Source organism: Gemmatimonadota bacterium (genome assembly GCA_016719105.1).
GTDB lineage: Bacteria > Gemmatimonadota > Gemmatimonadetes > Gemmatimonadales > Gemmatimonadaceae > SCN-70-22.
This window is the reverse complement of sequence record JADKAQ010000013.1, coordinates 77,713-100,731: the sequence shown is the minus strand read 5'-3', so window position 1 is coordinate 100,731 and position 23,019 is coordinate 77,713. Positions and strand designations below refer to the sequence as shown.

Genomic DNA, 23,019 nt, shown 5'->3' with positions numbered 1-23,019 from the left:
GAGCATGCCACGCGTCATCACCCGCACGCTGCTGGAACAGCTCCCGAAGGCTGAACTGCACTGCCATCTGGATGGCTCGCTGCGTCCCGACACCATGCTCGACCTGGCGCGCGAATCGCGTATCGCGATGCCGCGCGACGACGCCGAGGCGCTGGCCGACTACATGCTCGTCAGCGACGCGCGCAACCTCGAGGACTACCTCGCGCGCTTCGACACGACGCTGGCCGTCATGCAGACCGCCGAGTCGCTCGAACGTATTGCCTACGAGCTGGCCGAGGATGCGTCCCGGGAGGGGGTGCGCTACATCGAGGTGCGCTACGCCCCCGTCCTCAACGTGAAGGGGGGGCTCACGTTAGGCGAATCGGTCGAGGCCCCGCTGCGCGGACTGGCCAAGGCCCAACGCGACCACGACATCGTCGCCCGAGTGCTCGTCTGCTCGCTGCGGCACCTGCCGCCGGCGACGTCGCTCGACCTCGCGCGCCTCGCGGTCGACTACAAGGACCAGGGGGTCGTCGGTTTCGACCTCGCGGGAGGGGAGATCGGCCACCCGGCCTCCGACCATGCCGAGGCGTTCCGCTACGCGCAGGCGCACGGCCTCGCCTGCACCTGCCATGCGGGTGAGGGGGACGGCGCGGGGTCGGTCTGGCAGGCGGTCCACACCTGCGGCGCCTCGCGCATCGGCCACGCCACGCGACTGTTCGAGGACCCGTCGCTCACCGCCGAGGTGAACGACGCGCGCATCGCCCTCGAGATCTGCCTCACGAGCAACGTGCAGACGCACGCCGCGCATTCGTACGAGACGCACCCGCTGCGACACTACTTCGACCAGGGGCTCAACGTCGTCCTCAACACCGACAACCGGCTCATGAGCGGGACCAACCTCGTCGACGAGTACCAGCACGCGGCCGGATCGCTCGGCTTCGACTTCGACGAGCTCGCCACGATGGCGCTCAACGGCTTTGCGAGCGCCTTCCTCCCCGACGCGGAGCGCGACGCGCTCCTCCAACGCGCTCGGGCGGAGATCGAGCTGCTGCGCCATGGCTGAGTCGCTCGGAGTGGCGGGCACGCTCGAGGCGGCCGTCGCCGTCCTGCGCACGAGGCTTCCGGTGCAGTCGCCCGTGGCGGCGATCGTGCTGGGCTCGGGCCTGGGGGGATTGGCCCACAGGATCGACGGCGCCACGCGCGTCGCCTATCGCGACATCCCGGGCTTTGCCGAGCCGCGGGTGGAGGGGCACGCCGGCGAGTTGCTGCACGGAACGCTTGGGGGGCGCGAGGTGCTCGCCTTGGCCGGGCGCTTCCACATGTATGAAGGGCACGAGGCCGAGCACTCGGCCTTTCCGGTGCGTGTCGTGCACGCGCTGGGGGCGCGCACCCTCATCCTGTCCAACGCCGCCGGGGGGATTCGCCGCACCTTCTCCCCCGGCCAACTGATGGTCATCGCCGATCACATCAACCTGATGTTCCGGAACCCGCTGCTCGGGCGGGTGGTGGCCGGCGACGAGCGGTTTCCCGACATGTCGGCGCCATACGACCCGGGACTCATCCGCCAGCTGCACGCGGCCGCCAACGCGCTGGGGATCCGCCTCGAGGAGGGGGTCTACTGCGGGCTGCTCGGCCCGACGTACGAGACGCCGGCCGAGGTGCGCATGCTCGAGCGGATGGGGGCGGACGCCGTGGGGATGTCGACGGTCCCCGAAGTCGTGGTGGGGCGGGCCATGGGGATGCGCTGCGCCGCCGTCAGCTGCATCACCAATCCGGCGGCGGGGACGAGTCCGCACCCGATCCACCACCAGGAGGTCATCGAGGTGACGCGCGTGGCCGCCGCCGACTTCGAGCGGCTGGTCGAGGCACTGGTCCAGGCGCTCTGACCGACGCCCGCGTGGCGATCAGGGTGAAATGCGACGGGCCGCGCCATACCGGCGCGGCCCGTCGTCTGCTCGGCAGCTGCAACCCTAGAACGTGAAGCCCAGCGAGACCGGGATGAACTGGCTCGTCGTCTTCTCGCTCCCGCTCGGGGTGATGCTGAACTGGTGGAACCGTGCCTCGGCAAAGAACCCCATCGCGCCGCCGAACCGGATCCCCGCGCCGGCGTTGAATCCGAACCCCGACTCGGTCACGCTGGACGAGACGCCGCCGGCGTCATCGAGCTTGATGGTCTGCGAGTACAGCCCGAGCCCGGCGATGACGTACGGCCGCACCGATCCGGCACGCCCGGCGACGAAGTACGGGGCCGACACGCCGGCGTACACCACACTGTTCGTCCACGATTGGTCAGGGGTACCGCCGCCGGAGGCAATCGCCTCATCGCTGAGGTCCGTGCGCATGTAGAGCACCTCGGCGCGGACCGCCCACGGCCCCTCGGCCACTGGCTGGTACTGGAGGTGGCCGTTCACGGTCCACCCCGTCTTGACGTCGTTGGCGAAATCCCCCACCGGGACCGCACCGCCACCGCCGAGTCCCACGCTCAAGACGCGCGGCGCGCGCTGCTGTGCGGAGGCGAGCGTCGGGGTCGCGGCGAGCGTCGGAATCGCCGCGAGGGCGAGCGCCAGCAATTGAAGGCGAACGGAAGACGCGAAGAAGGCGTGCATGCGGGCAATTCCAAGGGTGGGTGATGCGACGGAGCGGCGCGTGCGACTGCACGTTGCGCGACTGGCCTCAGGGCCGCAATCCGCCAACGCCCCCACAGATGGGTGCGGCGCGCGCGGGGCGCCGTGACCCCGCGCACGTCTGCCGCTGGTGTCCCCGCACCAACGCGACCTCGCGCGTCCGTCTCGACGGCGTGCCGCTAGCGCGCGCGCGTCGGCGCGGCCGGGAGCTTGGAGAGGCGCTGCTTGAACTGCTGGTAGCGTGGCGTGTCGCGCGCGAGCCGGTCCAGCTGCCCTTTGCTGAACTGGGCGATCGTCGACTCGGTCGCCCGCACGCGCTCCTCCTCCATGGGGTGCGTCCGGAACCACGAGTCGATGCCCCCCGACGGGTGGTCGTTGCGCTCCTTGATGAGGATGCGGAACATCTCCGGGATCCCGCGCGGGTCGATCCCGGCGCGCATCACATATCGAATCCCCTCCTGGTCCGACTCCGCCTCATCCGAGCGCGAGAACGACGCCATCGCCAGGTTCCCCGCAATTCCCACCGCCGCATCGCCGCCGTTGGTGCAGATGGGCGTGAGGATGCAGCCGAGCAGCACGCCCATCGTGAGTCCCTGACCCTTTTGCATCTGCTTGACGCTGTGCCGGCGAACCACGTGCCCGATCTCGTGTCCGAGCACCCCGGCAAGTTGATTCATCTGCGTGGTGCGCTCGATGAGTCCCCGGTTCACGTACACGAAGCCGCCGGGAATGGCGAAGGCATTCACGTCGGGGCTATCGACGATGAAGAAGCGCCAGTCGAGATTTCGGTCGTCGGCGATGCGCGCGATCGAGTCGCCGAGCACGTTGATGTAGCGTACGGCCTCGGGATCGGTCACCATCGGAAGCTGCGCGTTGACCTGCCGCGAGTAGTCGGTCCCGAGTTCGATCTCGCGTTGCGTCGAGATGGCGCAGCCGGCGAGGGCGAGCACCGCAACCCCGAGCCGCGCGACGGCGGCGATCGGGCGCATGCCACGCGGCACGTGGCGTGGCGAGTACGAACGGAGCAAGCGAGGCATTGCGAGCATGACGGGAGAAACGGGCGCGTCAGGCGCCCCGTACAGGTTCAGCCGATGATACACCGCGACCGGGAGAATCGATGCGACTGCTGACCCTGGCCCGGGACCTCACCCGCCGAAAGGCGCGGGAGCGCGAAGGGCTGTTCGTGGTGGAAGGGGTCCGAACCGGCGAAGAGCTGGTCCGGTCGCGGCTCGACGTCGTCGGCGTGCTCGCGGCCCCGCAGCTCGCCACCTCGCCGCGCGGCGCGGCGCTGCTCGAGGCCTTCGCCGCCAAGGGTGTTTTGGTGACGCACGTCACTGATCGCGAGTTCCAGAGCGCCGCGGAGACGGAATCGCCCCAGGGATTCCTGGCGGTCGCCCGCATTCCGACCGGGCAAGGACTCGCCCTCCCGAGCGACGGCACCTGGCGTCCGCTCGTGCTCGATGCCGTCCAGGACCCGGGAAACGTGGGGACGCTCATCCGGACGGCGGCCGGGCTGGGCGCCAGCGCCGTCTTTGCCCTTCCGGGAACCGTTGACGTGTGGAACGCGAAAGTCGTCCGTAGCGCAATGGGGGCGCACTTCCACTTTGCCGCGGTGGCGATGCAGTGGGAGCGACTGCAGGAACTGTGTGCGACAACCGAAACGGCGTTGTGGGGGGCCGACATGGGCGGGGCCGACGTGTCCACCCTCCGCGCGCCGTCGCGCTGCGCCCTCGTGGTAGGGAACGAAGGGAGCGGGCTCTCGCCGCACGTGCGGTCGGCGCTCTCCCAGATCGTCTCGCTCCCCATCTCGCCGATCGTCGAGTCGCTGAACGTGGCGGTCGCCGCCGGCATCCTGATGTACGAGCTGCGTCCGTCGGCCCGTCCCTGATTCGTTCGCCATCGTCCGCCACTTCGCTCACGCCGATCCTCGCTTCGCCTTGCCCCACCTCGCTTCGTACCCCGCCCCGACGTGATCGACGCCTTCCTTGGCACGCTGGCGTTTGCCCTCGGGGCGTGCGTCGGGTCGTTCCTCAACGTCTGTATCGGGCGCTGGCCGCATAACGAGTCGGTCGTGAGCCCGCGCTCGCGCTGCCCGCGCTGCGCGCACGAGATCGCCTGGTACGACAACATCCCGATGGTGAGCTGGATTCTCCTGCGCGCCAAGTGCCGCGGCTGCGCGCTCCCCATCTCGGCGCAGTACCCCATCGTGGAACTCGTCGTCGGGATCCTCTGGCTCCTGGCGGCCGTACACTACGGGGCGACCTTCGCCGCGCTGCGGGTGGCGATCTTCGCCACCATCATGCTCGGGATCGCCGTGACCGACGCGAAGCACTACCTCATTCCCGACGGCTTCACGGTCAGCGGGCTGGTCTTCGTGATGGTGACGTCGATGGTTGCGGTCTTCCGCGGTGAACCCGGGCCGTTCGCCGAGCCGTATGATGCCCTGGTGGGGGCGTGCGCCGGGGCCGGCGCCGTCGCGATCGTGGGTTGGCTCGGTGAGGTCGTGCTCAAGAAGGAAGCGATGGGATTCGGTGACGTGACGTTGATGGCGGTGGTCGGCGCGGCGGTCGGCCCCACGCGATCGCTCCTCGTGCTGTTCATCGGGGCGGCGTTAGGTGCGTTCGCCTTCATCGGTGTGGTGTATCCCGTGGTGAAGCTGCGCGGGGCTCCGCGCGGTGATCAGATCGATCTCGGGCTCGAGGCGCCACGCGCCGAGCTTCCGGAAGTCCCCTTCGGCGTCTTCCTGGCTCCAGCGGCCATCCTGGTCTTGGTGTGGGGCGAGACGTTGATCGCCTGGTACTCCTCCCAATTCCTGGGGATGTGATGGACGAGGGTGATCTCGGTCGGCGGGTGACGGGGGCGCTCGGACGCTTCACGCGCGACCTCACGAGCGAGGCGCGCGAGGGACGCCTCGAGCCGGTGCGTTGCCGCGACGAGGAGGTGGCCCGCGTCATCGACATCCTCCTGCGCCATGGCAAGAACAATCCGGCGCTGGTGGGGCCGGCCGGGGTGGGGAAGACCGCCATCGCCGAGGGGCTCGCCCAGCGCCTGGTCGGTGGCGACGTTCCGCTCGTCTTGCGCACCACGCGCCTCCTCGCGCTCGACCACGTCGCCCTGATGGCGGGGACCGCCTATCGCGGCCAGTATGAGGAGCGCATCCGCGCCCTCGTGCACGAGACATCGGCCGACCCCGACGTCGTGCTGTTCGTCGACGAATTGCACAACCTCATCGGGCAAGGGACGGCGATCGGGGTGCGATGGACGCCGCCAACATGCTCAAGCCGTCGCTCGTGCGCGGCGACTTTCGCGTCATCGGCGCGACCACCGGCGAGGAGTACGACCGCTGGATCTGCGGCGACCCGGCGCTCGAGCGACGCTTCCAGCGGGTCCTGGTGCGCGAGCTGTCGACGGAGGAGACACTGGACGTCCTGCGCGCGCGCCTTGAACGGCTGGAGCGGCATCACAACGTCGTGATTGCCGACGACGCGGTACGCGCCTCGGTGGAGCTGACCGACGTGCACATGCTCGACCGGCGTCGCCCCGACCGCGCGATCGACGTCCTCGACGAAGCCTGCGCACACACGCAGGCGGTCACGCGCTACACGGCGCGCGCCGAGGCGATGATCGTGCGCCGTCGCGAGCTCCTGCGGCAGCGCCCGGTGCGCGGGCGTGGCAGCGAGCGCCCTGTGGAGCCCCCGCGTCGTGAGTCGGGTGGCAGCGACGACGACGGCTCGTTAGGATCAGACGGGCTGGAGACCTTTGCGCGTGACGGGTTGTCCGCGCTGCAACGATTTGGCGCCGAGCTGGAGTCGATCTTCACCGCGACCCCCGTGGGCGCCCCCGACCGCGTGGCACCGCGCCCGGCGCCGGCCCCGGCCGACGTCGGCGAACGACCCGCGCCGGCGCCCCCGGCGACGGCGCCCAGCCTGGCGGTGCTCGAAGTGGAATTGCGATCGCTCCTGATCGAGGATGGAGTGGTCGTGCGAGGGCTCGACGTTGCACGGGTTGTCGCCCTGGCGACGGGACACACGGTTCGATGGAGCGAGTAATGGCACGATTCGGGTGGGCGGTGTTGCTGCTGGCGATCGTCGCCTGCGGCGAGAAGAAGCCGAAGGATCCCGTCGCGGCCAAGGTGGCCGACGCGATCCCGCAGCTGGAGAAGTCGACTGGGCTCACCTTCAAGACGCCGCCGAAGTTCGAGGCGCGGACCAAGGAGGAGGTGCGCGCGTTCCTCGAAAAGCGATTCGCCGAGGACATGCCTGACGAGGAGCTCAAGGGGAGCGAGCGCTCCTACAAGCGGCTCGGACTCCTCCCCGACTCGCTCGACCTGCGCAAGTTCATGCTCGCGCTCCTCACCGAGCAGATCGCCGGCTATTACGACCCGGCGACCAAGGTGTTGTACATCGTCCAGGGGGCGTCCGACGAGATGGTCTCGGTCACCGTGTCGCACGAACTCGTGCACGCGCTCCAGGACCAGTATCTCAACCTCGACTCGCTGCAGAAGGTCAAGCGGCGCAACGATCGCCAACTGGCGGCGCAGTCGGTGATCGAGGGGCAGGCGACGTTCGAGCAGCTCGCCAGCATGCTGGGGAGCGGGACGATGGTCGCGAACCTCCCCGGTGGATGGGATCGCGTCCGCACGCTCATCCGCGAGAACAACTCGACCATGCCGATCTTCTCGTCGGCGCCGACGCTCGTGCAGGAGACGCTGCTCTTTCCGTATCTCTCGGGCGCGGAGTTCATTCGCTACTTCAAGGAGAAGCGCGCCGGCAAGTCGGTCTTCGAGTCGATGCCCGTGTCGACCGAACAGGTCATGCACGACGATCGCTTCTTCGTGAACCGCGACGATCCCACCGTGGTCACGCTGCCGGCACCGACGGGGAAGGTCGTCTACGAAAACGACCTCGGCGAGTTCGAGACGCGGCTTTTCCTCTACGAGCACCTCAAGGACCGTGATGCCGCCTACCGCGGGGCAGCGGGGTGGGACGGCGATCGCTACGTGCTGTTCGATACGCCAAAGGGCGAGGGGCTCGCCTGGGTGACCGTGTGGGACACGTCGGTCGACGCCGCCGAGTTCTTCGACCTCATCGACACGTCGATCCTCAAGCGCTTCGGCAATGTGAAGCCGGCGGAGGCGTCACAGATGACGCGCGTCTACTCGGCGCGCGGACGCACGATCGCCGTGACGGCGGGCGACGTCGATGGGCGTCCGGTGGTGCTCTACGTCGACGTGCCGGCCGGGGCGAGCATCAAGGTGCTCGACCTCTCCAAGGTCACCCTCGAGGAGTAGCATGACCGAGGCGACCCGCCGTCCGGCCCCCGCGCCGGACGCGCTCGCCGTCCCGCAGCCGTTGCGCCCGGAGGACGAGGCGCAACGGATCGTCCGACTGCGCAACATGAAGCGGTGGGCGCTGGCGCTGCTCGTGCTGGCGACGATCATCTTCATCGTCGCTCGCTACTTCGAGGGGCAGTACCCATGGTTGGGGATCGTCCGGGCCACCGCCGAGGCGTCGATGATCGGCGGGCTCGCCGACTGGTTCGCCGTGACGGCGCTCTTCCGTCACCCGTTAGGCATCCCGATCCCCCACACCGCCATCATCCCCGCCCGCAAGGACCGGGTGGGAACCACGCTCGGCGCCTTCGTCCAGAAGAACTTCCTGGCTCGCGACGTGATCGTCGCCAAGCTGCACACGCTCGGCGCGGCACAGCGCATGGCGACGTGGATGGTGGAGCCGGAGAACTCGCGCCGAATTGCGCGTCAACTCGCCAAGTCGCTCGCCGCCGCCGCCAACGTCCTCAAGGACGAGGACGTGCAGGAGGTCATCTCCAAGGCGGTGATCTCGCGCGTGCAGAAGACGCAGGTCGCCCCGCTCATCGGGCGCGCACTCTCCGTACTCACGGCGGGCAACCGCCACCAGGCGCTGCTCGACGACGCCATCCGCCTCCTGGCCAAGGGGATCAGCGAGAACCAGGACCTCATTCGCGAGCGGGTGGAAAAGGAGAGCCCGTGGTGGATCCCCGGGGCGGTCGACGACAAGATCGCCGGGCGCATCGTGCGGGCGCTGGAGCGCACCATGCAGGCGGTGCACGAGGACCCCAACCATCCGCTGCGAGCGCGTTTCGACACCGCGATCGACGAGTTCATCGTCAAGCTGCAGGCCTCGCCCGAGGTGATCCTCAAGGCCGAGCAGATGAAGGAGGACCTGCTGCACGCCGACGCCGTGCGGCAGTTCAGCGCCTCACTCTGGAGCGACGCCAAGGCGTCGATTGCACGGCACGCCGAGAATCCCGACGGCTTCAACCCCGAAACGATCGAACGCGGGCTCACCGCCTTCGGCAACGCGATCCTCGCCGACCCGGTATTGATGGAAAAGGTCGACGCCTGGCTCATCGAGGCGGTCGTGGCGATCGTCGAGCGCTACCAGGACGAAGTCGGCGCGCTCATCGCCGGCACGGTCAAGCGCTGGGATCCGCAGGCCACGTCGTATCGCATCGAGCTGGCGATCGGCCGCGACCTGCAGTTCATCCGCATCAACGGGACGTTGGTGGGGGGGCTGGCGGGGATGATTCTCTACTTGCTGCAGCGAGTGGTTTGAGGGCTGGCGAGTAGAAGACGAGAAGACGAGAAGACGGGAGACGAGATTGCGACCCTGGAGCGCCGGACTCGCGCCGCGCACTCCCAAACTCGTCTTCTCGTCTTCCCGTCTTCCCGTCTTCCCGTCTTCCCCTAGCTAGAGTGACTCTCCGGTTGCGCCGCCCCCATGCTGCGCGGTGCGTCGTCGATCGACTCGGCGCTGTCGGCGAGTTCGGCCTTCGGGTGCTCCATCAACGCCAGCCGGAACACCTCGTCCATCGTGCTGACGAAGGTGAAGGCCATGTTGCCGCGCACTTCTTCCGGCACGTCGCGCAGGTCCTTCTGGTTGCCGGCGGGGAGGATCACCTCGCGCAACCCGGCGCGGTAAGCGGCCAGCGTCTTCTCCTTCACGCCGCCGATCTCCAGCACCTTGCCGCGCAGCGTGACTTCGCCCGTCATCGCCACATCGCGGCGCACGGGGCGGCGGCTCAGGACCGAGCCGATGGCCAGCGTGACGGCGACGCCGGCGCTCGGGCCGTCCTTCGGCACTGCCCCTGCCGGGAAGTGGATGTGCAGGTCGCTCTCCTTGAAGTCCTGCGTCGTCACGCCTAACAAGTCGGCGCGCGAGCGCACGAACGACAGTGCGGCATCCACCGACTCGCGCATCACGTCGCCGAGTTGCCCGGTGACCGTCAACTTGCCGGTCCCAACCATGCGCAGCGCCTCGATGGTCATGATGTCGCCCCCCATCGACGTCCACGCGAGCCCGGTCACGGCACCGATCTCGGGCTCCTTCTCGGCCTCCTCGGCGGAGTGGCGCGGCGCACCGAGGTGCTGTTCGACGAGGGCGTTGTCCACCACCCAGGCGCCTTCCTCCCCTTCCGCCTTCCGGCGCGCGCGCTTGCGCATGATCGTCGCGATGTTGCGCTCGAAGTTGCGCAGCCCCGCCTCACGCGAGTAGCGCGACGAGATGAAGCCCAGGACCTCGTCGGTGAACTGGATGTCCTTGTCGGTGATCCCGTGCTCCTCGAGCAGGCGCGGCAGGAGATAGCGCCACGCGATCTCCACCTTCTCTTCCACGGTGTATCCGGCGATCCGGATGACTTCCATGCGGTCGCGCAGCGGGGCCGGGATGTCGAACAGGTTGTTCGCCGTGCAGATGAAGAGCGAGCGCGAGAGGTCGAAGGCGAGGTTGAGATAGTGATCGACGAAGTCGTGGTTCTGCGCCGGGTCGAGGACCTCGAGCATGGCCGCGGTCGGATCGCCGGAGGCGCCGCCGCCCGACATCTTGTCGATCTCGTCGATCATGAGGACCGGGTCGCTCACGCCCACGCGGCGCAGCGCCTGCAGGAGGAGCCCGGGCATGGCGCCGACGTAGGTGCGCCGGTGGCCACGGATCTCCGCCTCGTCGCGAACGCCGCCCACCGCGATGCGGTAGAAGGCGCGCCCGATCGCGGTGGCGATCGCCTCGCCTAACGACGTCTTCCCCGTCCCCGGCGGCCCGACGAAGCAGAGGATCGGGCCGTGCGGGTCACCGCCGCGCAGCTTGCGCACCGCCAGGAACTCGACGATGCGCTCTTTGGCCTCCTGCAGCCCGTAGTGCCGGCCGTCGAGCGCCTCCTCGACCTTGGAGAGCGCGATCTCTTCATCTCCCGATCGTTTGTGCCAGGGGAGGGCGAGGATCCAGTCGAGATAGTTGCGGATCACCTGATACTCGCTCGACGCCGGCGACAGCATGCGCAGGCGCTCCGTCTCGCGGCGCGCCTCCTGTCCCACGCGCTCCGGGAGCTTGGCCTCGTCGATCTTCTTGAGGAGCTCGATCGCCTCCTTCTCCCCGGGATCGGTCTCGCCCAGCTCGGCCTGGATCGCGCGCAGCTGCTGTCGCAGGTAGAACTCGCGCTGATGCTGCTCGATCTTGACCTCGGTCTGCTTCTTCACGTCCTCCATCACCCGGGCGCGCGCCACTTCGCGCTCCAGGCGCGAGAGGATGAAGCGCAGCCGCTGCCCCACGTCCAGCCGCTGCAGCACCTCGTCCTTGTCGCTGATCCGGAAGTTCATGTTCGTCGCCGCGAGGTCGGCAAAGCGCCCCGGGTCGGAGACGTTCATCTTGAGGATCTGCGGCACCTCGTCCGGGATGCGGTCGACCAGGTCGGCCAGCGTCTCGGCGGCGCTCACGATGCGGGCGACGAGGTCGTCCAACTCGTCAGGGTCGGCGGGGAGTTCCTTGGCCGCGCGTGCGCCGGCGATCACGAACGGCTCTTCCTGCTCCACCGATTCGATCGTGATTCGGCGGAGTCCCTGCAGCGTGATCTGCACCGTGTCGCCGGGGAGGTTGATCCGTTCGTGCACGCGAGCGGCCACCCCGACGCGTCCGATGAACTTCCGGTTGTCGATCGCGTCGTCGACGTCGCCCGTCGCCACGACGAGGGCGACGATCAGCCCCGGATCCTCGTTGGCCCGCAGCAACGCCAGGTTCTCCGGCGCCCCCATCTGGACCGCGATCGTCCCGAGTGGATAGACGATGGTGGAGCGCAACGCCATCAACGGGAGGGTCGGCGGGAGTTCCTGACCGAGGATTTCGTCGCGACGCTGGGGACGGGACATGAGGTGAGACGGGAGACGGGAGACGGGAGACGGGAGGGAGTGTGGCGTGATCTCCCGTCGGCATGCCACCGCCCTATCAACGGACGGTGCATGTGATTCCTGCCACAAAGGTACGGGGCGCGGGAGTTGTGCGCGACAGCGGAGGGCGAGGTCGCAGCGCGTGATGGCTGGTGAGGAGGGGCGCGACCCGGTGCATATTCCGGCATGGAGCAACCGAGTTCATCACCGGCCGCGCGCGCGGTGGAGGGCGTCCCTAACGAGAGACTGGGGGCGTTGTTCGTGCGCTTCCTCAGGTTCGGGTTGCTGGCGTGGGGCGGGCCGGTGGCGCAGATCGCAATGATTCGCGAGCAGCTCGTCGATCGTGAGCGATGGATCTCGCGCGAGCGCTTTCATCGTGTGCTCGCCGTGTACCAGGCGCTCCCGGGACCGGAGGCGCACGAGCTCTGCGTGTACTTCGGGATGCTGGCGCGTGGTCGGTCCGGGGCGATCGTCGCCGGGCTGGGCTTCATGCTCCCGGGCTTCGCGCTCATGCTGCTGCTGTCGTGGAGCTACGTCCGTTTCGGTGTGGATTCGCCGCTGTGGCGCGGCGCGATGCTGGGCTGCCAAGGGGCGGTGGCGGCGCTGATCGTGCGCGCTGTGGTGCGTATCGGGGAACACGCGCTTTCCTCGCCGGCTCTCTGGGTGATTGCCGTCGCGGCGGCCGGAGCCAGTGCCGGGCCAACCGGATCGTGGTTCTCGCCGTCGCTGGTGTCGCGCCTGCACGCGCTGGCGGCGACGCGACGGGCGACGGACCTGTCGGGCTTCCGGGCGCTCCTCGCTCTGGCTTCCCGCGCCGCTGGTCGCCAGGTCGGTCGACCATCGCCCCGTCGATCAGGACCCTGTTCGGCAGCGGGCGCGCCGGACTCCTGACCTTCGGCGGGGCGTACACGGCGATCCCCTTTCTTCGATCCGACGCCGTGATCACCGGCCGGTGGATGACTGACGCGCAGTTTCTCGACGGATTGGCCTTGTCGTCGGTGCTGCCCGCCCCGTTCATCATCTTCTCGACCTTTGTCGGGATACCTCGGGGGAGGGATGGTTGGGGCGGTCGTCGTCACGGCTGGGGTCTTCCTCCCCGCCTTCGCGTTCACATTGGTGGGGCACGACCAGCTCGAACGGATCGTCGAGACGCCGTCCACCATGCCTTCCGGACGGGGTCACCGCGGGGTGGTGGGTGATTGCGGTGACCATGGAGCGTGGGGAGGGGCGCTGACCTCGCCGCTGGCGATCGTCACTTTCGTAGGGGCGCTGGTCGCCCTCCTCCGGTTCCGCGCGCCGACGACCGTGGCATGGGTAATGGGGGGGGCGGCGGTGCTGGGGATGCTCTGGAGGGCGGGGTAGGGGCGCGTGGAAAAAGTCGGACGCGAAGTGGGCTCTAGGTTGTGTTTCCAAGGCCACTTAGCTAGCGTTCTTGGCTCTATGTTCGACGAGCTCTCAGACAAAATCTCCGGCGTCTTCGCCAAACTCCGCGGCCGCGGTGTCCTGACCGAATCGGACATCAAGGAAGGGCTGCGGGAAGTTCGGCGCGTGCTGCTCGAGGCCGACGTCAACTTCCAGCTCACGCGCGAGTTCCTCGAGCGCGTGGAGAAGAAGGCCGTCGGCGTCACGCAGCTCAAGACCGTGCAGCCGGCGCAGCAGCTGGTGAAGATCGTCTACGACGAACTCACCACGATGCTCGGCGAGCGCCGCGAGCCGCTCAAGCTGTCGTCCGTCCCGCCGACGGTCGTGATGATGGTCGGGCTGCAGGGGTCGGGGAAGACGACATCCGCGGCCAAGCTGGCGCGCAAGCTCAAGAGCGAGGGGCGCCCGACGCGCCTGGTGGCGGCCGACGTCTATCGCCCCGCCGCCATCGACCAGCTCGAGACGTTAGGCGCCTCGCTCGAGGTCCCGGTCTACGCCGATCGCTCCACGAAGGACGTGGTGAAGATCGCCCGCGCCGGCATCGACGAGTCCAAGCGGGCTCGCGATCGCGTGGTCATCCTCGATACCGCGGGCCGCCTGCAGATCGACGAGGAGATGATGCAGGAGCTGGTCCGCCTCAAGGACGCGGTCCGCCCTGACGAGATCCTCTTCGTCGCCGACGGCATGACCGGCCAGGACGCGGTGCGCATCGCCGAGGGCTTCAACAAGGCGTTAGGCGTCACCGGCGTGATCCTCACCAAGATGGACGGCGACGCCCGCGGTGGCGCCGCCCTGTCCATCTACGGCGTCCTCAAGAAGCCGATCAAGTACATCGGCGTCGGCGAGAAGTCCGACGCGCTCGAGGAGTTCCACCCCGAGCGCATGGCCGGGCGCATCCTGCAGATGGGCGACGTGGTGTCGCTCGTGGAAAAGGCGCAGGAAGCATTCGACGCCACCGAAGCCAAGAAGCTGGAGAAGAAGGTCCGCAAGGAAGGACTCGACCTCGAGGACTTCCTCACGGCCATGAAGCAGATGCAGAAGCTGGGACCGATGGAGAGCATCCTGAAGATGCTCCCCGGCGTGAACAGCAAGATGCTCAAGGGGGCCAACCTGGACCCCAAGCGCCTGAAGCATGTCGAGGCGATCGTCCTCTCGATGACCAAGGAAGAGCGCAAGACGCCCAACCTGATCAACGGGTCGCGTCGCGCGCGCATCGCCAAGGGGAGCGGCCGCCCGATCAGCGAGATCAATCGCCTGCTCGAGCAGTTCCGCGACATGCAGAAGATGATGAAGAAAGCCGCCGGCGGCGGCCGCATGGGAATGCCGCCGGGGATGTTCGGACGGTAGAAGACGGGAAGACGGGAAGACGAGAAGACGGGTTCTACGGCGAGCATTCACTCGTCTTCTCGTCTTCCCGTCTTCTTGAGAGGGAACCGGGTGCACTCCGGAACTGCCGGAGATCGCGAGGAACCCGGGGTAGTAGGATTCACGCACCAACCGAGGTTTTGACATGGTTCGCATTCGACTCCGCCGTGAAGGGCGCAAGAAGAACCCGATGTACCGTATCGTCGTCGCCGACTCGCGCAGCCCGCGCGAAGGGCGCTTCATCGAGATCATCGGGACCTACCAGCCCCGCAAGACCGAGGGGGGCGTGGAGCTCAAGCAGGATCGCGCCAACTACTGGCTCGACGTCGGCGCACAGCCGAGCGACACGGTGCGTTCGATCCTGCGTCGTGCGGGGCTCCTCAAGGCTCGTCACGAGGCACGCCTCGCCAGCAAGCTGCAGGCGGCTGCCGTTCCCCTCGCCGAGGGCGAGAAGAGCGCCGAGTAACCAGCCGTGACCTCGTCGCCGCGCGGGGAGGCCACGCACGCCATTGTTGGTCGTGTGCGGCGCGCCCACGGGGTGCGCGGGGAGCTGCTGATCGAAGTGATGACGGATGCGCCGGACGCGGTCTTCGCGTCCGGCGCACGTATTTTCGCCGGGAATACTGCCGGCGATCTCGCACCCAACGGTGCGACGTTGCATGTCGAGGACTCGCGACCGTTCAAGGACGGGCTGCTCGTCACCTTCGACGAGATCCAGGACCGCAACGCGGCCGACCTGTGGCGCGAGCGCTACCTCCTGGTGCCGATCGAAGAGCTCGAACCGCTGGCCGAGGACGAGGTCTACCTGCATGACCTCGTCGGGCTCGAAGTGCGTCGCACCGACGGGACAGTCGTCGGGACGGTGCTCGGCTACTTCGAACTCGCGCACGGCATCCTGCTCGAGATTCGGCGCGGGAAGGAGACGGTGCTCATGCCGTACCGCGACGAGTTCATCGCGGAGGTCGACACCGAAGCGCGGATCCTGGTCATCGATCCCCCCGACGGGCTCTTCGAATGAGCCCGCTCCGCATCACGATCGTCACGATCTTCCCCGACTTCTTTCGCATCCCGCTCGAGCTGTCCATCCCGTCCAAGGCGGCGGCGGCGGGGAGTGTGGAGTATCGCGTCGTCGACCTGCGCGACTATACGCATGACCGGCATCGCTCGGTCGACGACTATCCGTATGGTGGCGGGGCAGGGATGGTGATGAAGCCGGGGCCGTTCTTCGAGGCGGTGGAAGCGTTAGGCTGTGCGGCCCCGATCGTCCTGCTGTCGCCGCGCGGACGGGTCTTCGAGCAGCGCGACGCGGCACGATTCGCTGCGGGCGAGGAGCTCACACTCCTCTGCGGACACTACAAGGACGTCGACCAGCGCGTGGCCGAGCATCTCGCCACCGAGGAACTGTCGATCGGCAACTTCGTCCTGAGCGGGGGCGAGCCGGCGGCGCTGGCCATCGTCGACGCGGTGGTGCGCCTCCTGCCCGGGGCGATGTCGGATCACGAGAGCGCCCGCACGGACTCGTTCTACGACTCCACCGGGATCAGTGCGCCGAGCTACACACGCCCGCCGGACTATCGCGGCCTAACGGTGCCCGATGTCCTGCTCTCCGGCAATCACGCGGAAATCGCGCGATGGCGCCGGGACGAGGGGGAGCGCCTGACGCAGGAGCGCTCGCGCGAACGTCCGCGTCGGGGAATCGAGTAGTCCCGACGGGATTTTTCGTGCTGGACGCCTCCGCGATTCCGGTGCATACTGTGGCGTTCGCTGGGCCTCCCCCAGACCACCCCGCGTGCGTAGACCGCTTCTCGTTGTCCTGTCGATAGTCGCCCTCTGTCCCGCGTGCGCCACGATGGCCACGCAGGGCAATCTGGTTCGCGCCTCGACCGCCATGGGCACGCACCCGCGATCCGCGGAACGGCGGGTGTTCAGCACCCGCATCAGCGCCGCCGAGACGCGCCCGGTGCTGGAGCCGACCGTCGGATCGTCCGAGGCGTGGGGGACCGTGCGGATCGTGGTCAACGACGACGACTCCTTCGAGTACCTGGCGACGATCTACAATCCGAAGGGGGAGACCTTCACCGGGGCGTTCCTGCGCCGGAGCGGGGGGGGAGACGCCGGGGTGGTGCTGGCGACGCTCTTCTCCGACATGACGCTGCGCTCCCCCTACATCCAGCTACGCGGGACCGTGTCGGTCGGGCGAGACGCGCGCCCCGGCGCCTTGGCCGAGGAGATCCGGGAGAACCCGCGCGCCTTTCAGGTGAGCGTGCATTCGGCCACGTCGGCGCGCCTCGGGGCCATCCGCGGGACGATCGAGTAGGGGCGTAACCCCAGTCTGCGGTTGAGGGTAGCGGATGGTGATCCGTCCGTTTACGTTACGGGTCTCCCGAAAATCGTCCTAGACGGGCCCTGCCTGACCGACCCGAGCGTCATATGCATCCGTTCATCGAAACTCAGAAGGAGTGGCTTCGCGAAGTGCCGCCGTTTCGTGCCGGCGACACCGTCCGCGTCAACGTTCGCGTGAAGGAAGGCGACAAGGAACGCCTGCAGGCGTTCGAAGGGGTCTGCATCGCCCGTCGTGGTAGCGGCGTCAGCGCCACCTTCACCGTGCGCAAGGTGTCCAACGGCGTCGGTGTCGAGCGCATCTTCCCGGTGCACTCGCCCATGCTGGCCGAGATCACCGTGGTGCGTCGTGGCCGTGTGCGCCGCGCCAAGCTGTACTACCTGCGTCATCTCTCCGGCAAGGCGACCCGCATCAAGGAAAAGAAGGCGCGCGTCGTGGTGCCGGGTGCCGAGGCGGGCAAGGCGTAAGATCGTCGGGCGGGGCGGATGCCGTCTCGGCGCTCCCCCCGTTGGTCGCGCATCGAGCGCGACGCCCGTACCACATACGGCGAACTGATCGCCGGAGTCGATGAAGTCGGACGGGGCCCCCTCGCGGGCCCCGTTGTCGCATGCGCCATCATCATGCCCTCGACCGGACGCCGTATTCCAGGCGTCGACGACTCCAAGCGACTGAACGCGGACTCGCGTGAGGCCCTGGTCGACGAGATTCGCGCCCGAGCGGTCGCCCTAGGGATCGGCGCCGCGTCAGCTCGCGAGGTCGACCACCTCAACATCTACCACGCCACGACCACGGCGATGCGACGGGCGTTGGCTCGCCTCGGCGTAGTCCCCGACCACGTGATCGTCGATGGGAAGCCGATCCGCACCCTCGGCGTGGCGCATACGGCGGTGGTGGGCGGCGACGGGAAGTGTTACGCCGTCGCGTGCGCATCCATCGTGGCCAAGGTGACCCGCGATCGGTTGATGCACCGTCTGGCCGTTCGGTACCCGGGCTTCGGCTGGGAGCAGAACGCGGGGTACGGGACACCGGCGCACATGGCGGCCCTGGAGGCGCTGGGGGCGACGCCGCATCACCGACGGTCGTTCTGCGTGAAGCAGCTGTCGTTGTCGCTGACGGCGGGGCCCCCCCCCGACGAATAGATGTGCGATGGCGCGGCCGGTCGCGTCATCATTTGCGTGCGGCGGGTGCCATTTTCCTCCCCCGCGCCGCCGGTCGGCGCCGGTTGCGACTGCGCACTGACGGTCGCCCCTGCTCGCCCGCATGACCGCCGGCATGACCGTCGTCATCCTCACCCACATGACCGCCGTCTTGCGCGGCGCACCGCAAACCGCGAGCGTCGTTCGTCCTGCGGTCCGTCGCGTCTCCCGTCTCTTGCCCTCCGTCTCCCGATGACAGCGTCCGTCTTCCGCCCCGACTTGTATGCCGGAACCGTCGCCGTCGTCACCGGCGGCGGGAGCGGCATTGGCTATGGCATCAGCCGACAGCTCGCCTCGTTAGGCGCCACCGTGGTCATCGCCAGCCGCAGCGCCACGCGGCTCGAGGCGGCGGCGGACATGCTCCGGGCCGAGGGCGGCAACGTGCACCCGATGCCCCTCGACGTGCGGGACCCCGAGGCGGTCAAGGCGACGATGGCACGCATCGCCGAGCAGCACGGCCGGATCGACCTGCTCGTCAACAACGCGGCCGGCAACTTCTACGTGCCGTCGGAGCAGATGTCGCCCAATGCCTGGCGCTCCGTGCTCGACATCGACCTTTCGGGGACGTTCTTCTGCACCCAGGCGGTCTTTCCCATCATGCAGCGCATCGGTGGGGGCAACGTCGTCAACATCTCGATGACGTTGCACTACCGCGGGTGGCCGCTGATGGCGCACGCCACCGCGGCCAAGGCGGGGATCGACGCGCTCACCCGCACGCTCGCGGTAGAGTGGGCGCGCCACAACATCCGGGTCAACGCCATTGCCCCCGGCCCGATTCCAACCGAGGGAGTGCGCAAGGCGTTCACTCCCCCGAGCGGCTCTGGCGCGACGGACGTCTTCGCCGTCGAACAAGCCATGGGAGACTACGCACGGAAGACCATTCCCCTGGGGCGCTGGGGGAGCCCGGACGACGTGGCCAACGCGGTCGCCTTTCTTGCTTCGAATGCCGCGTCGTGGATCACCGGCGCCATCCTGGTGGTCGATGGCGGCGAGTGGTTGTGGAAGCCGCAACTCTCCACGGGTGAAGTAGGCTGAATTAGTCGTTGGTTAGGGTGTGATAGCGGTCACACGCGGAAATCTCTGCCGCCGCTATAATTCCCCTGTGCATGCACGCTGCCCTCGCGGACGGCCCACCTCATGGGCAGCGCGGCACATCCAACCGAAACTCAGCCTACCTGAGGAGTACATCATGAGCGGTATCCTGAAGCTGTCCGCGGTTGCCCTCGCGGCGGTCACCCTGAGCGCCTGCGCCACCAAGGGGTTCGTCCGCAACACCGTCGAAACCGGCCTCTCCACCGAACGCGTTGCCCGTGCCCAGGGCGATAGCGCGTTGTCGGGCGAGCTGTCCACGGTGAAGGGCGAAGTCGCCACGTTGAAGACCGACGTCGCGGCGCTGCGTCGCGACCTGACGGCGCTTCGCACGGAGTTCGGCGCGAAGATCACGGCGATGGAAAACGGGATGAAGTTCGCCTTCCCCGTGACGTTCGCCTTCGACGACGCCTCGGTCCGCGACGAGGATCGTCCGTCGCTCGATCGCTTCGTCCAGGTCGTGAACAAGTACTACGGTGGCGCGCTCCTCACGGTGGAAGGCTTCGCCGACCCCGCGGGCTCCGCCATGTACAACAACGCGCTCTCGAAGCGTCGCGCCGAGTCGGTGGCGTCGTACCTGACGCAGGCCGGTGTGCAGGGAGTCTCCATGCGCACGGTCGGCATGGGTGAGGCCCGCCTGGTAGTGGAAGGCGCCGAGCGCGATCAGCCGGGCGCGCAGGCCAACCGTCGCGTGGTCTTCGTCATCGAGACGAAGGGCGGCGAGACGGCCACGGCGTCGATGCAGTAAGTCGAACCAGCCTGACCGACGCAGGGGCCCCGGCATTGCCGGGGCCCCTGCTGCGTTTCCGACCCATGGCATTGCTACAATCCTCCCCTGCGGGCGAGTAGATTTCGCCCCGCTCGTCGACCCGGTAGCTCAGTTGGTAGAGCAACGGACTTTTAATCCGTAGGTCCCGGGTTCGAGACCCGGCCGGGTCATGCAGTCGTTCAGTGCACGCACGGCGTCCGCGATGCGCGGAAGGCGCTCCGCTGCACCCAGCCGTCGAACCATTCACGGCCCCCTCGCCCCGGCGACGCCGGCAGAGTCCGCGCGACTCCGGCCGCGACCATCAAGTCGCCGCTCCTCTCGTCGATACTTGGGCGTGCCGCCTCGACCGGCGGCATCGGCTTCGCGACCTGGGACGGGACGCGCTACCGGGAGCGGCGCCACGGGCGCACGCGCCCGAACGTCTCCGACTCGACGATCGGGACTTCCGAAGAACGCCTGGATGCGATCCGGCCGCCGTTCCTGACGGAAGCGTCGCGGACGACTCGGCGACTCGGCGGGACAGCGTCTGGAGTCGGGGGAGTAGCGGTCGTCGCGATTCCTGATCGGGTTGCAGCTGGACGCATCGAGGGCACCGGACGGGATCGGTGTGCGCGGTGCGTCGCCGGGCAGTACTGGCGGAGGTGGACGAGGGGGGGGCCAGCACCGACTCGCGCAGATGACGCGAGTTCGTGAGCGGCAGATCAAGATCGTCTAATCTGTGCCGACACTGGTGAGTACATGCGCGATCGTGTGCGCACCCACGCAATCCTGAAACCGTAACTCGTGTTTCGTTCGCTCTCCGGTCGCATTCTCGCAGGGTTTCTGCTCGTGGCGACCGTTCCCGTCGTCGCTGTTGCCTTCTGGGAAGATCGAGCGGCACGCCGCCTCGATATCGAGACTGCATCGGCGCAACTGCGCGACGAAGCGCAGGACTTCGGCGAGCGACTCGAGCGTCATTTCGAGCCGCACCGCAACGCGGTCTCGCTGGCCTCGCACCTGTTCGAGGCGACCGAGTCGCTCTCGGGGCCGACCAACCTCGCCGCCATTCGGGCGTTGCACGCGGAGTACCCGGAGTTCCGCACCGTCGCGCTGCTCGATGCCGCCGGAACGCTACGCGCGGTCGAGCCTCGCGAGTTCGGGGCCGGTGACACGTCGGCGCTGGTCGGCCAATCGTTTGCCAAGCGCGAGTACTTCGCGCGCGCGGTGCGCGACAGCGTGACGGTCACCACATCGGTCTACCGCGGTCGCGGATTGGGCGACCAGGTGATCGTGGCGTTCGGGCGCGCGCTACGCGACGTGAACGGCCAGGTCCGCGGCGTGCTGCAGGCGTCGCTGAACCTGACCACGCTGGGGCCAATGCGCGATCGCTCGCTCGGCTCCGGCGCGGCATATGTGATTCTCGATCCCGCCGGCGTGGTCGCGGCGCAGGACGGGATGATTGAGATCGCCCCGCTCGATACGGTCGACGAGTCGCGAATGCGCGAGCGCTGGGGAATCGCCCCCGCCATGGCGCCGAGTGCGACGCTGGTGCAGTCGTCGGACCGAATGATCGCCAGCGTCAGCACGTCGGCCGGGTGGCGCGTGATCGTCGAACGACCGCTCCGCGACGTCTTCGTCGCCTCGACGGGACGTCGCGTCGCCGCCGTTCGCGCCGCGGCGCTCGCCGTCCTGCTGGGCTTCGTGATCACGCTCCTTCTCATGCGCAGCGTGCGGGGGCCGCTCGGGCGCGTGATGGCATGGTTGCGCGAGTTCGATGTGCGCGTGGATCGGTCGCCCCCCGAGGTGCCCGCCAACACGCCCAGCGAGATTCGCGAGGTGATGTCGGCCATGGAGGTCCTCGGCGAACGCCTGCGCGCCTCGTACGAGGAGGTGGCACGCACGCTGGTCGAACGCGAGAGGCTGAACACGCAACTCAACGGCGTGCTGCGTGAACTAGACGCGCGCGTGGCGGCGCGCACCGCCGAACTGCAGGAAGCGCTGCGACGTGCCGAGGAGGCGAGCGTGACGAAGTCGCGTTTCCTGGCCAACATGTCGCACGAGCTGAGGACGCCGCTGAACTCGGTCATCGGCTTCTCCAGCGTCCTGATGAAGAACCGCGCGGGGCGGCTCACCGCCTCCGAACTCGACCTCATCGAGCGCATCCTCTCCAACGGCAAGCACCTGCTCTCGCTCATCAACGACATCCTCGACATCTCCAAGATCGAGGCCGGGCGCATGGTGCTCGACATCGACGAGGTCGACATGGTGGCGCTGGCGCACGAGACGATCTCGCAGCTCGAGGGGCAGGTGGCGGGGAAGCCGGTGCTCCTGCGCTACGACGGACCGGCGCGCGCACCGCTGGTCAAGAACGATCTCGGCAAGTTGCGGCAGATCCTCATCAACCTCGTGGGGAACGCGATCAAGTTCACGGATCGCGGTGAGGTCCTCGTGCGGGTGGAGACGGACTCGTTAGGTGAGGTCACGGCGATCGGCGTGCACGACACGGGGGTCGGCATCCCGCGCGAGCGGCTCGAGGCGATCTTCCTCCCGTTCGAGCAGGCCGACTCGAGCACGTCGCGTCGCTTCGGTGGCACGGGGCTCGGGCTCGCGATCTGCCGCAGCCTGAGCGAGATGCTGGGAGGCGCGCTGGCGGTCGAGAGCACGCCGGGCTACGGCTCCTCGTTCCGCCTGATCCTGGGCGAACTCCCCGCCGACGACACGGACGGCGCCGCGCGCCTCAAGGCGCGGCGCGCGACGATGGGAATGTTCGCCGGCTAGGGCGCACCCCACCTCGCGGTGGCGTGCCCCCACACCAGCCGGGAGATGTCCTCGATGCGGCGCGGCCCCGTCGTCTCGTCAGGCAGCCCTCGCGTGGCGACGACGAGCACGCAGGGCGCGCCGTCGGCGGGACGCACCAGCGCCGCACCGTGCAGGGTGGCGGCCCCCGCCAGGCCATGGCGCTTGCAGCACATCGGTAGGGGAGTGCGCCCAGGTTCGCGTGTCGATGCCTGGCGAGCCGACGAAGAACCCGAGGGACCACGAACCGGACGGGTCGA

The 23,019-nt window shown here is 68.3% G+C and carries 22 protein-coding genes, 1 tRNA gene and 1 pseudogene; 20 read left to right on the top strand and 4 right to left on the bottom strand.

The genetic code is table 11. The annotated features are described in order from the left end of the window. Window positions 1-4: 4 nt before the first annotated feature. Window positions 5-1,045 (top strand): adenosine deaminase, encoded by a 1,041-nt coding sequence (gene add / locus IPN47_13445; GenBank protein MBK9409019.1) that lies wholly within the window; start codon window positions 5-7, stop codon window positions 1,043-1,045. Next, a complete protein-coding gene (locus IPN47_13440; GenBank protein ID MBK9409018.1) occupies window positions 1,038-1,868 on the top strand; it encodes a purine-nucleoside phosphorylase in 831 nt (276 codons plus the stop codon). Before add ends, IPN47_13440 begins: the two co-directional genes overlap by 8 nt. An 84-nt stretch (window positions 1,869-1,952) precedes the next feature. Here IPN47_13440 and IPN47_13435 read toward each other — a convergent pair whose 3' ends face one another. Together IPN47_13435 and IPN47_13430 are read right to left on the bottom strand one after the other, a co-directional pair. Next, the gene (locus IPN47_13435; protein ID MBK9409017.1) at window positions 1,953-2,588 is read right to left on the bottom strand and encodes a porin family protein; all 636 of its coding nucleotides are present in this window, start codon (window positions 2,586-2,588) and stop codon (window positions 1,953-1,955) included. Between the two features lie 197 nt (window positions 2,589-2,785). Then, on the bottom strand, window positions 2,786-3,595 hold the full coding sequence (locus IPN47_13430) for a M48 family metalloprotease (protein ID MBK9409016.1): 810 nt from the start codon (window positions 3,593-3,595) through the stop codon (window positions 2,786-2,788). A gap of 128 nt (window positions 3,596-3,723) precedes the next feature. Between IPN47_13430 and IPN47_13425 the strand changes: the two genes are divergently transcribed. The 5 genes from IPN47_13425 (at window position 3,724) to IPN47_13405 (ending at window position 9,202) form a co-directional block, all read left to right on the top strand. Next, window positions 3,724-4,494, top strand: a complete 771-nt coding sequence (locus tag IPN47_13425) for an RNA methyltransferase (protein MBK9409015.1) — start codon at window positions 3,724-3,726, stop codon at window positions 4,492-4,494. Between the two features lie 81 nt (window positions 4,495-4,575). Beyond that, window positions 4,576-5,430 (top strand): prepilin peptidase, encoded by an 855-nt coding sequence (locus tag IPN47_13420; GenBank protein ID MBK9409014.1) that lies wholly within the window; start codon window positions 4,576-4,578, stop codon window positions 5,428-5,430. 448 nt (window positions 5,431-5,878) lie between these two features. Further along, window positions 5,879-6,655 carry an ATP-dependent Clp protease ATP-binding subunit gene (locus IPN47_13415; GenBank protein MBK9409013.1) on the top strand — a complete coding sequence of 259 codons (777 nt, stop codon included), beginning with the start codon at window positions 5,879-5,881 and terminating at the stop codon, window positions 6,653-6,655. Then, window positions 6,655-7,896, top strand: coding sequence for a hypothetical protein (locus IPN47_13410; protein MBK9409012.1), 1,242 nt, complete (start codon window positions 6,655-6,657; stop codon window positions 7,894-7,896). Before IPN47_13415 ends, IPN47_13410 begins: the two co-directional genes overlap by 1 nt. Before the next feature lies 1 nt (window position 7,897). After that, window positions 7,898-9,202: a DUF445 family protein gene (locus IPN47_13405; protein MBK9409011.1), complete on the top strand. Its 1,305-nt coding sequence runs from the start codon at window positions 7,898-7,900 to the stop codon at window positions 9,200-9,202. 131 nt (window positions 9,203-9,333) lie between these two features. Here IPN47_13405 and lon read toward each other — a convergent pair whose 3' ends face one another. After that, complete coding sequence (gene lon, locus IPN47_13400; GenBank protein MBK9409010.1) at window positions 9,334-11,784, bottom strand: endopeptidase La; 2,451 nt, start codon at window positions 11,782-11,784, stop codon at window positions 9,334-9,336. A 204-nt stretch (window positions 11,785-11,988) separates the two neighbouring features. Here lon and IPN47_13395 point away from each other — a divergent pair. The 13 genes and pseudogenes from IPN47_13395 to IPN47_13335 all read left to right on the top strand — a co-directional run bounded on the left by IPN47_13395 (window position 11,989) and on the right by IPN47_13335 (window position 22,741). Beyond that, window positions 11,989-12,483, top strand: a pseudogene (locus tag IPN47_13395) (chromate transporter). 29 nt (window positions 12,484-12,512) lie between these two features. Beyond that, window positions 12,513-13,001, top strand: a complete 489-nt coding sequence (locus IPN47_13390; protein ID MBK9409009.1) for a chromate transporter — start codon at window positions 12,513-12,515, stop codon at window positions 12,999-13,001. Between the two features lie 241 nt (window positions 13,002-13,242). Then, window positions 13,243-14,571, top strand: coding sequence for a signal recognition particle protein (gene ffh, locus IPN47_13385; protein ID MBK9409008.1), 1,329 nt, complete (start codon window positions 13,243-13,245; stop codon window positions 14,569-14,571). A gap of 163 nt (window positions 14,572-14,734) precedes the next feature. After that, window positions 14,735-15,055 (top strand): 30S ribosomal protein S16, encoded by a 321-nt coding sequence (rpsP, locus tag IPN47_13380; GenBank protein MBK9409007.1) that lies wholly within the window; start codon window positions 14,735-14,737, stop codon window positions 15,053-15,055. Between the two features lie 6 nt (window positions 15,056-15,061). After that, window positions 15,062-15,607 carry a ribosome maturation factor RimM gene (gene rimM, locus IPN47_13375; GenBank protein ID MBK9409006.1) on the top strand — a complete coding sequence of 182 codons (546 nt, stop codon included), beginning with the start codon at window positions 15,062-15,064 and terminating at the stop codon, window positions 15,605-15,607. Then, complete coding sequence (trmD, locus tag IPN47_13370) at window positions 15,604-16,293, top strand: tRNA (guanosine(37)-N1)-methyltransferase TrmD (GenBank protein MBK9409005.1); 690 nt, start codon at window positions 15,604-15,606, stop codon at window positions 16,291-16,293. The genes rimM and trmD overlap by 4 nt, the downstream gene beginning before the upstream one ends. Before the next feature lie 184 nt (window positions 16,294-16,477). Beyond that, complete coding sequence (locus IPN47_13365; protein ID MBK9409004.1) at window positions 16,478-16,906, top strand: hypothetical protein; 429 nt, start codon at window positions 16,478-16,480, stop codon at window positions 16,904-16,906. Between the two features lie 113 nt (window positions 16,907-17,019). Further along, the gene (gene rplS / locus IPN47_13360; GenBank protein MBK9409003.1) at window positions 17,020-17,397 is read left to right on the top strand and encodes a 50S ribosomal protein L19; all 378 of its coding nucleotides are present in this window, start codon (window positions 17,020-17,022) and stop codon (window positions 17,395-17,397) included. A gap of 18 nt (window positions 17,398-17,415) precedes the next feature. Continuing rightward, entirely contained in the window at window positions 17,416-18,069 is a 654-nt protein-coding gene (locus IPN47_13355) for a ribonuclease HII (protein MBK9409002.1), read from the top strand. A gap of 249 nt (window positions 18,070-18,318) precedes the next feature. After that, window positions 18,319-19,161 (top strand): SDR family oxidoreductase, encoded by an 843-nt coding sequence (locus IPN47_13350; protein MBK9409001.1) that lies wholly within the window; start codon window positions 18,319-18,321, stop codon window positions 19,159-19,161. Window positions 19,162-19,315: 154 nt separating this feature from the next. Beyond that, window positions 19,316-19,963 (top strand): OmpA family protein, encoded by a 648-nt coding sequence (locus IPN47_13345; GenBank protein ID MBK9409000.1) that lies wholly within the window; start codon window positions 19,316-19,318, stop codon window positions 19,961-19,963. Between the two features lie 118 nt (window positions 19,964-20,081). After that, window positions 20,082-20,154: transfer RNA gene (locus tag IPN47_13340), tRNA-Lys, on the top strand. A 658-nt stretch (window positions 20,155-20,812) separates the two neighbouring features. Then, entirely contained in the window at window positions 20,813-22,741 is a 1,929-nt protein-coding gene (locus IPN47_13335; protein ID MBK9408999.1) for a hypothetical protein, read from the top strand. Here IPN47_13335 and IPN47_13330 read toward each other — a convergent pair. After that, complete coding sequence (locus tag IPN47_13330) at window positions 22,738-22,935, bottom strand: hypothetical protein (protein ID MBK9408998.1); 198 nt, start codon at window positions 22,933-22,935, stop codon at window positions 22,738-22,740. The two genes, IPN47_13335 and IPN47_13330, sit on opposite strands and share 4 nt — an antisense overlap. Between the last annotated feature and the right edge of the window lie 84 nt (window positions 22,936-23,019).

What these genes read in the sequence shown, in the direction of transcription:
- add (MBK9409019.1), top strand. Translation starts at nt 5, where the DNA reads ATGCCACGCGTCATCACCCGCACGCTGCTGGAACAGCTCCCGAAGGCT.
- IPN47_13430 (MBK9409016.1), bottom strand. Translation starts at nt 3,595, where the DNA reads ATGCGCCCGATCGCCGCCGTCGCGCGGCTCGGGGTTGCGGTGCTCGCC.
- IPN47_13440 (MBK9409018.1), top strand. Translation starts at nt 1,038, where the DNA reads ATGGCTGAGTCGCTCGGAGTGGCGGGCACGCTCGAGGCGGCCGTCGCC.
- rpsP (MBK9409007.1), top strand. Translation starts at nt 14,735, where the DNA reads ATGGTTCGCATTCGACTCCGCCGTGAAGGGCGCAAGAAGAACCCGATG.
- IPN47_13425 (MBK9409015.1), top strand. Translation starts at nt 3,724, where the DNA reads ATGCGACTGCTGACCCTGGCCCGGGACCTCACCCGCCGAAAGGCGCGG.
- trmD (MBK9409005.1), top strand. Translation starts at nt 15,604, where the DNA reads ATGAGCCCGCTCCGCATCACGATCGTCACGATCTTCCCCGACTTCTTT.
- rplS (MBK9409003.1), top strand. Translation starts at nt 17,020, where the DNA reads ATGCATCCGTTCATCGAAACTCAGAAGGAGTGGCTTCGCGAAGTGCCG.
- IPN47_13435 (MBK9409017.1), bottom strand. Translation starts at nt 2,588, where the DNA reads ATGCACGCCTTCTTCGCGTCTTCCGTTCGCCTTCAATTGCTGGCGCTC.
- IPN47_13365 (MBK9409004.1), top strand. Translation starts at nt 16,478, where the DNA reads ATGGGCACGCACCCGCGATCCGCGGAACGGCGGGTGTTCAGCACCCGC.
- ffh (MBK9409008.1), top strand. Translation starts at nt 13,243, where the DNA reads ATGTTCGACGAGCTCTCAGACAAAATCTCCGGCGTCTTCGCCAAACTC.
- IPN47_13350 (MBK9409001.1), top strand. Translation starts at nt 18,319, where the DNA reads ATGACAGCGTCCGTCTTCCGCCCCGACTTGTATGCCGGAACCGTCGCC.
- IPN47_13415 (MBK9409013.1), top strand. Translation starts at nt 5,879, where the DNA reads ATGCTCAAGCCGTCGCTCGTGCGCGGCGACTTTCGCGTCATCGGCGCG.
- IPN47_13410 (MBK9409012.1), top strand. Translation starts at nt 6,655, where the DNA reads ATGGCACGATTCGGGTGGGCGGTGTTGCTGCTGGCGATCGTCGCCTGC.
- lon (MBK9409010.1), bottom strand. Translation starts at nt 11,784, where the DNA reads ATGTCCCGTCCCCAGCGTCGCGACGAAATCCTCGGTCAGGAACTCCCG.
- IPN47_13405 (MBK9409011.1), top strand. Translation starts at nt 7,898, where the DNA reads ATGACCGAGGCGACCCGCCGTCCGGCCCCCGCGCCGGACGCGCTCGCC.
- IPN47_13355 (MBK9409002.1), top strand. Translation starts at nt 17,416, where the DNA reads ATGCCGTCTCGGCGCTCCCCCCGTTGGTCGCGCATCGAGCGCGACGCC.
- IPN47_13330 (MBK9408998.1), bottom strand. Translation starts at nt 22,935, where the DNA reads ATGTGCTGCAAGCGCCATGGCCTGGCGGGGGCCGCCACCCTGCACGGT.
- IPN47_13345 (MBK9409000.1), top strand. Translation starts at nt 19,316, where the DNA reads ATGAGCGGTATCCTGAAGCTGTCCGCGGTTGCCCTCGCGGCGGTCACC.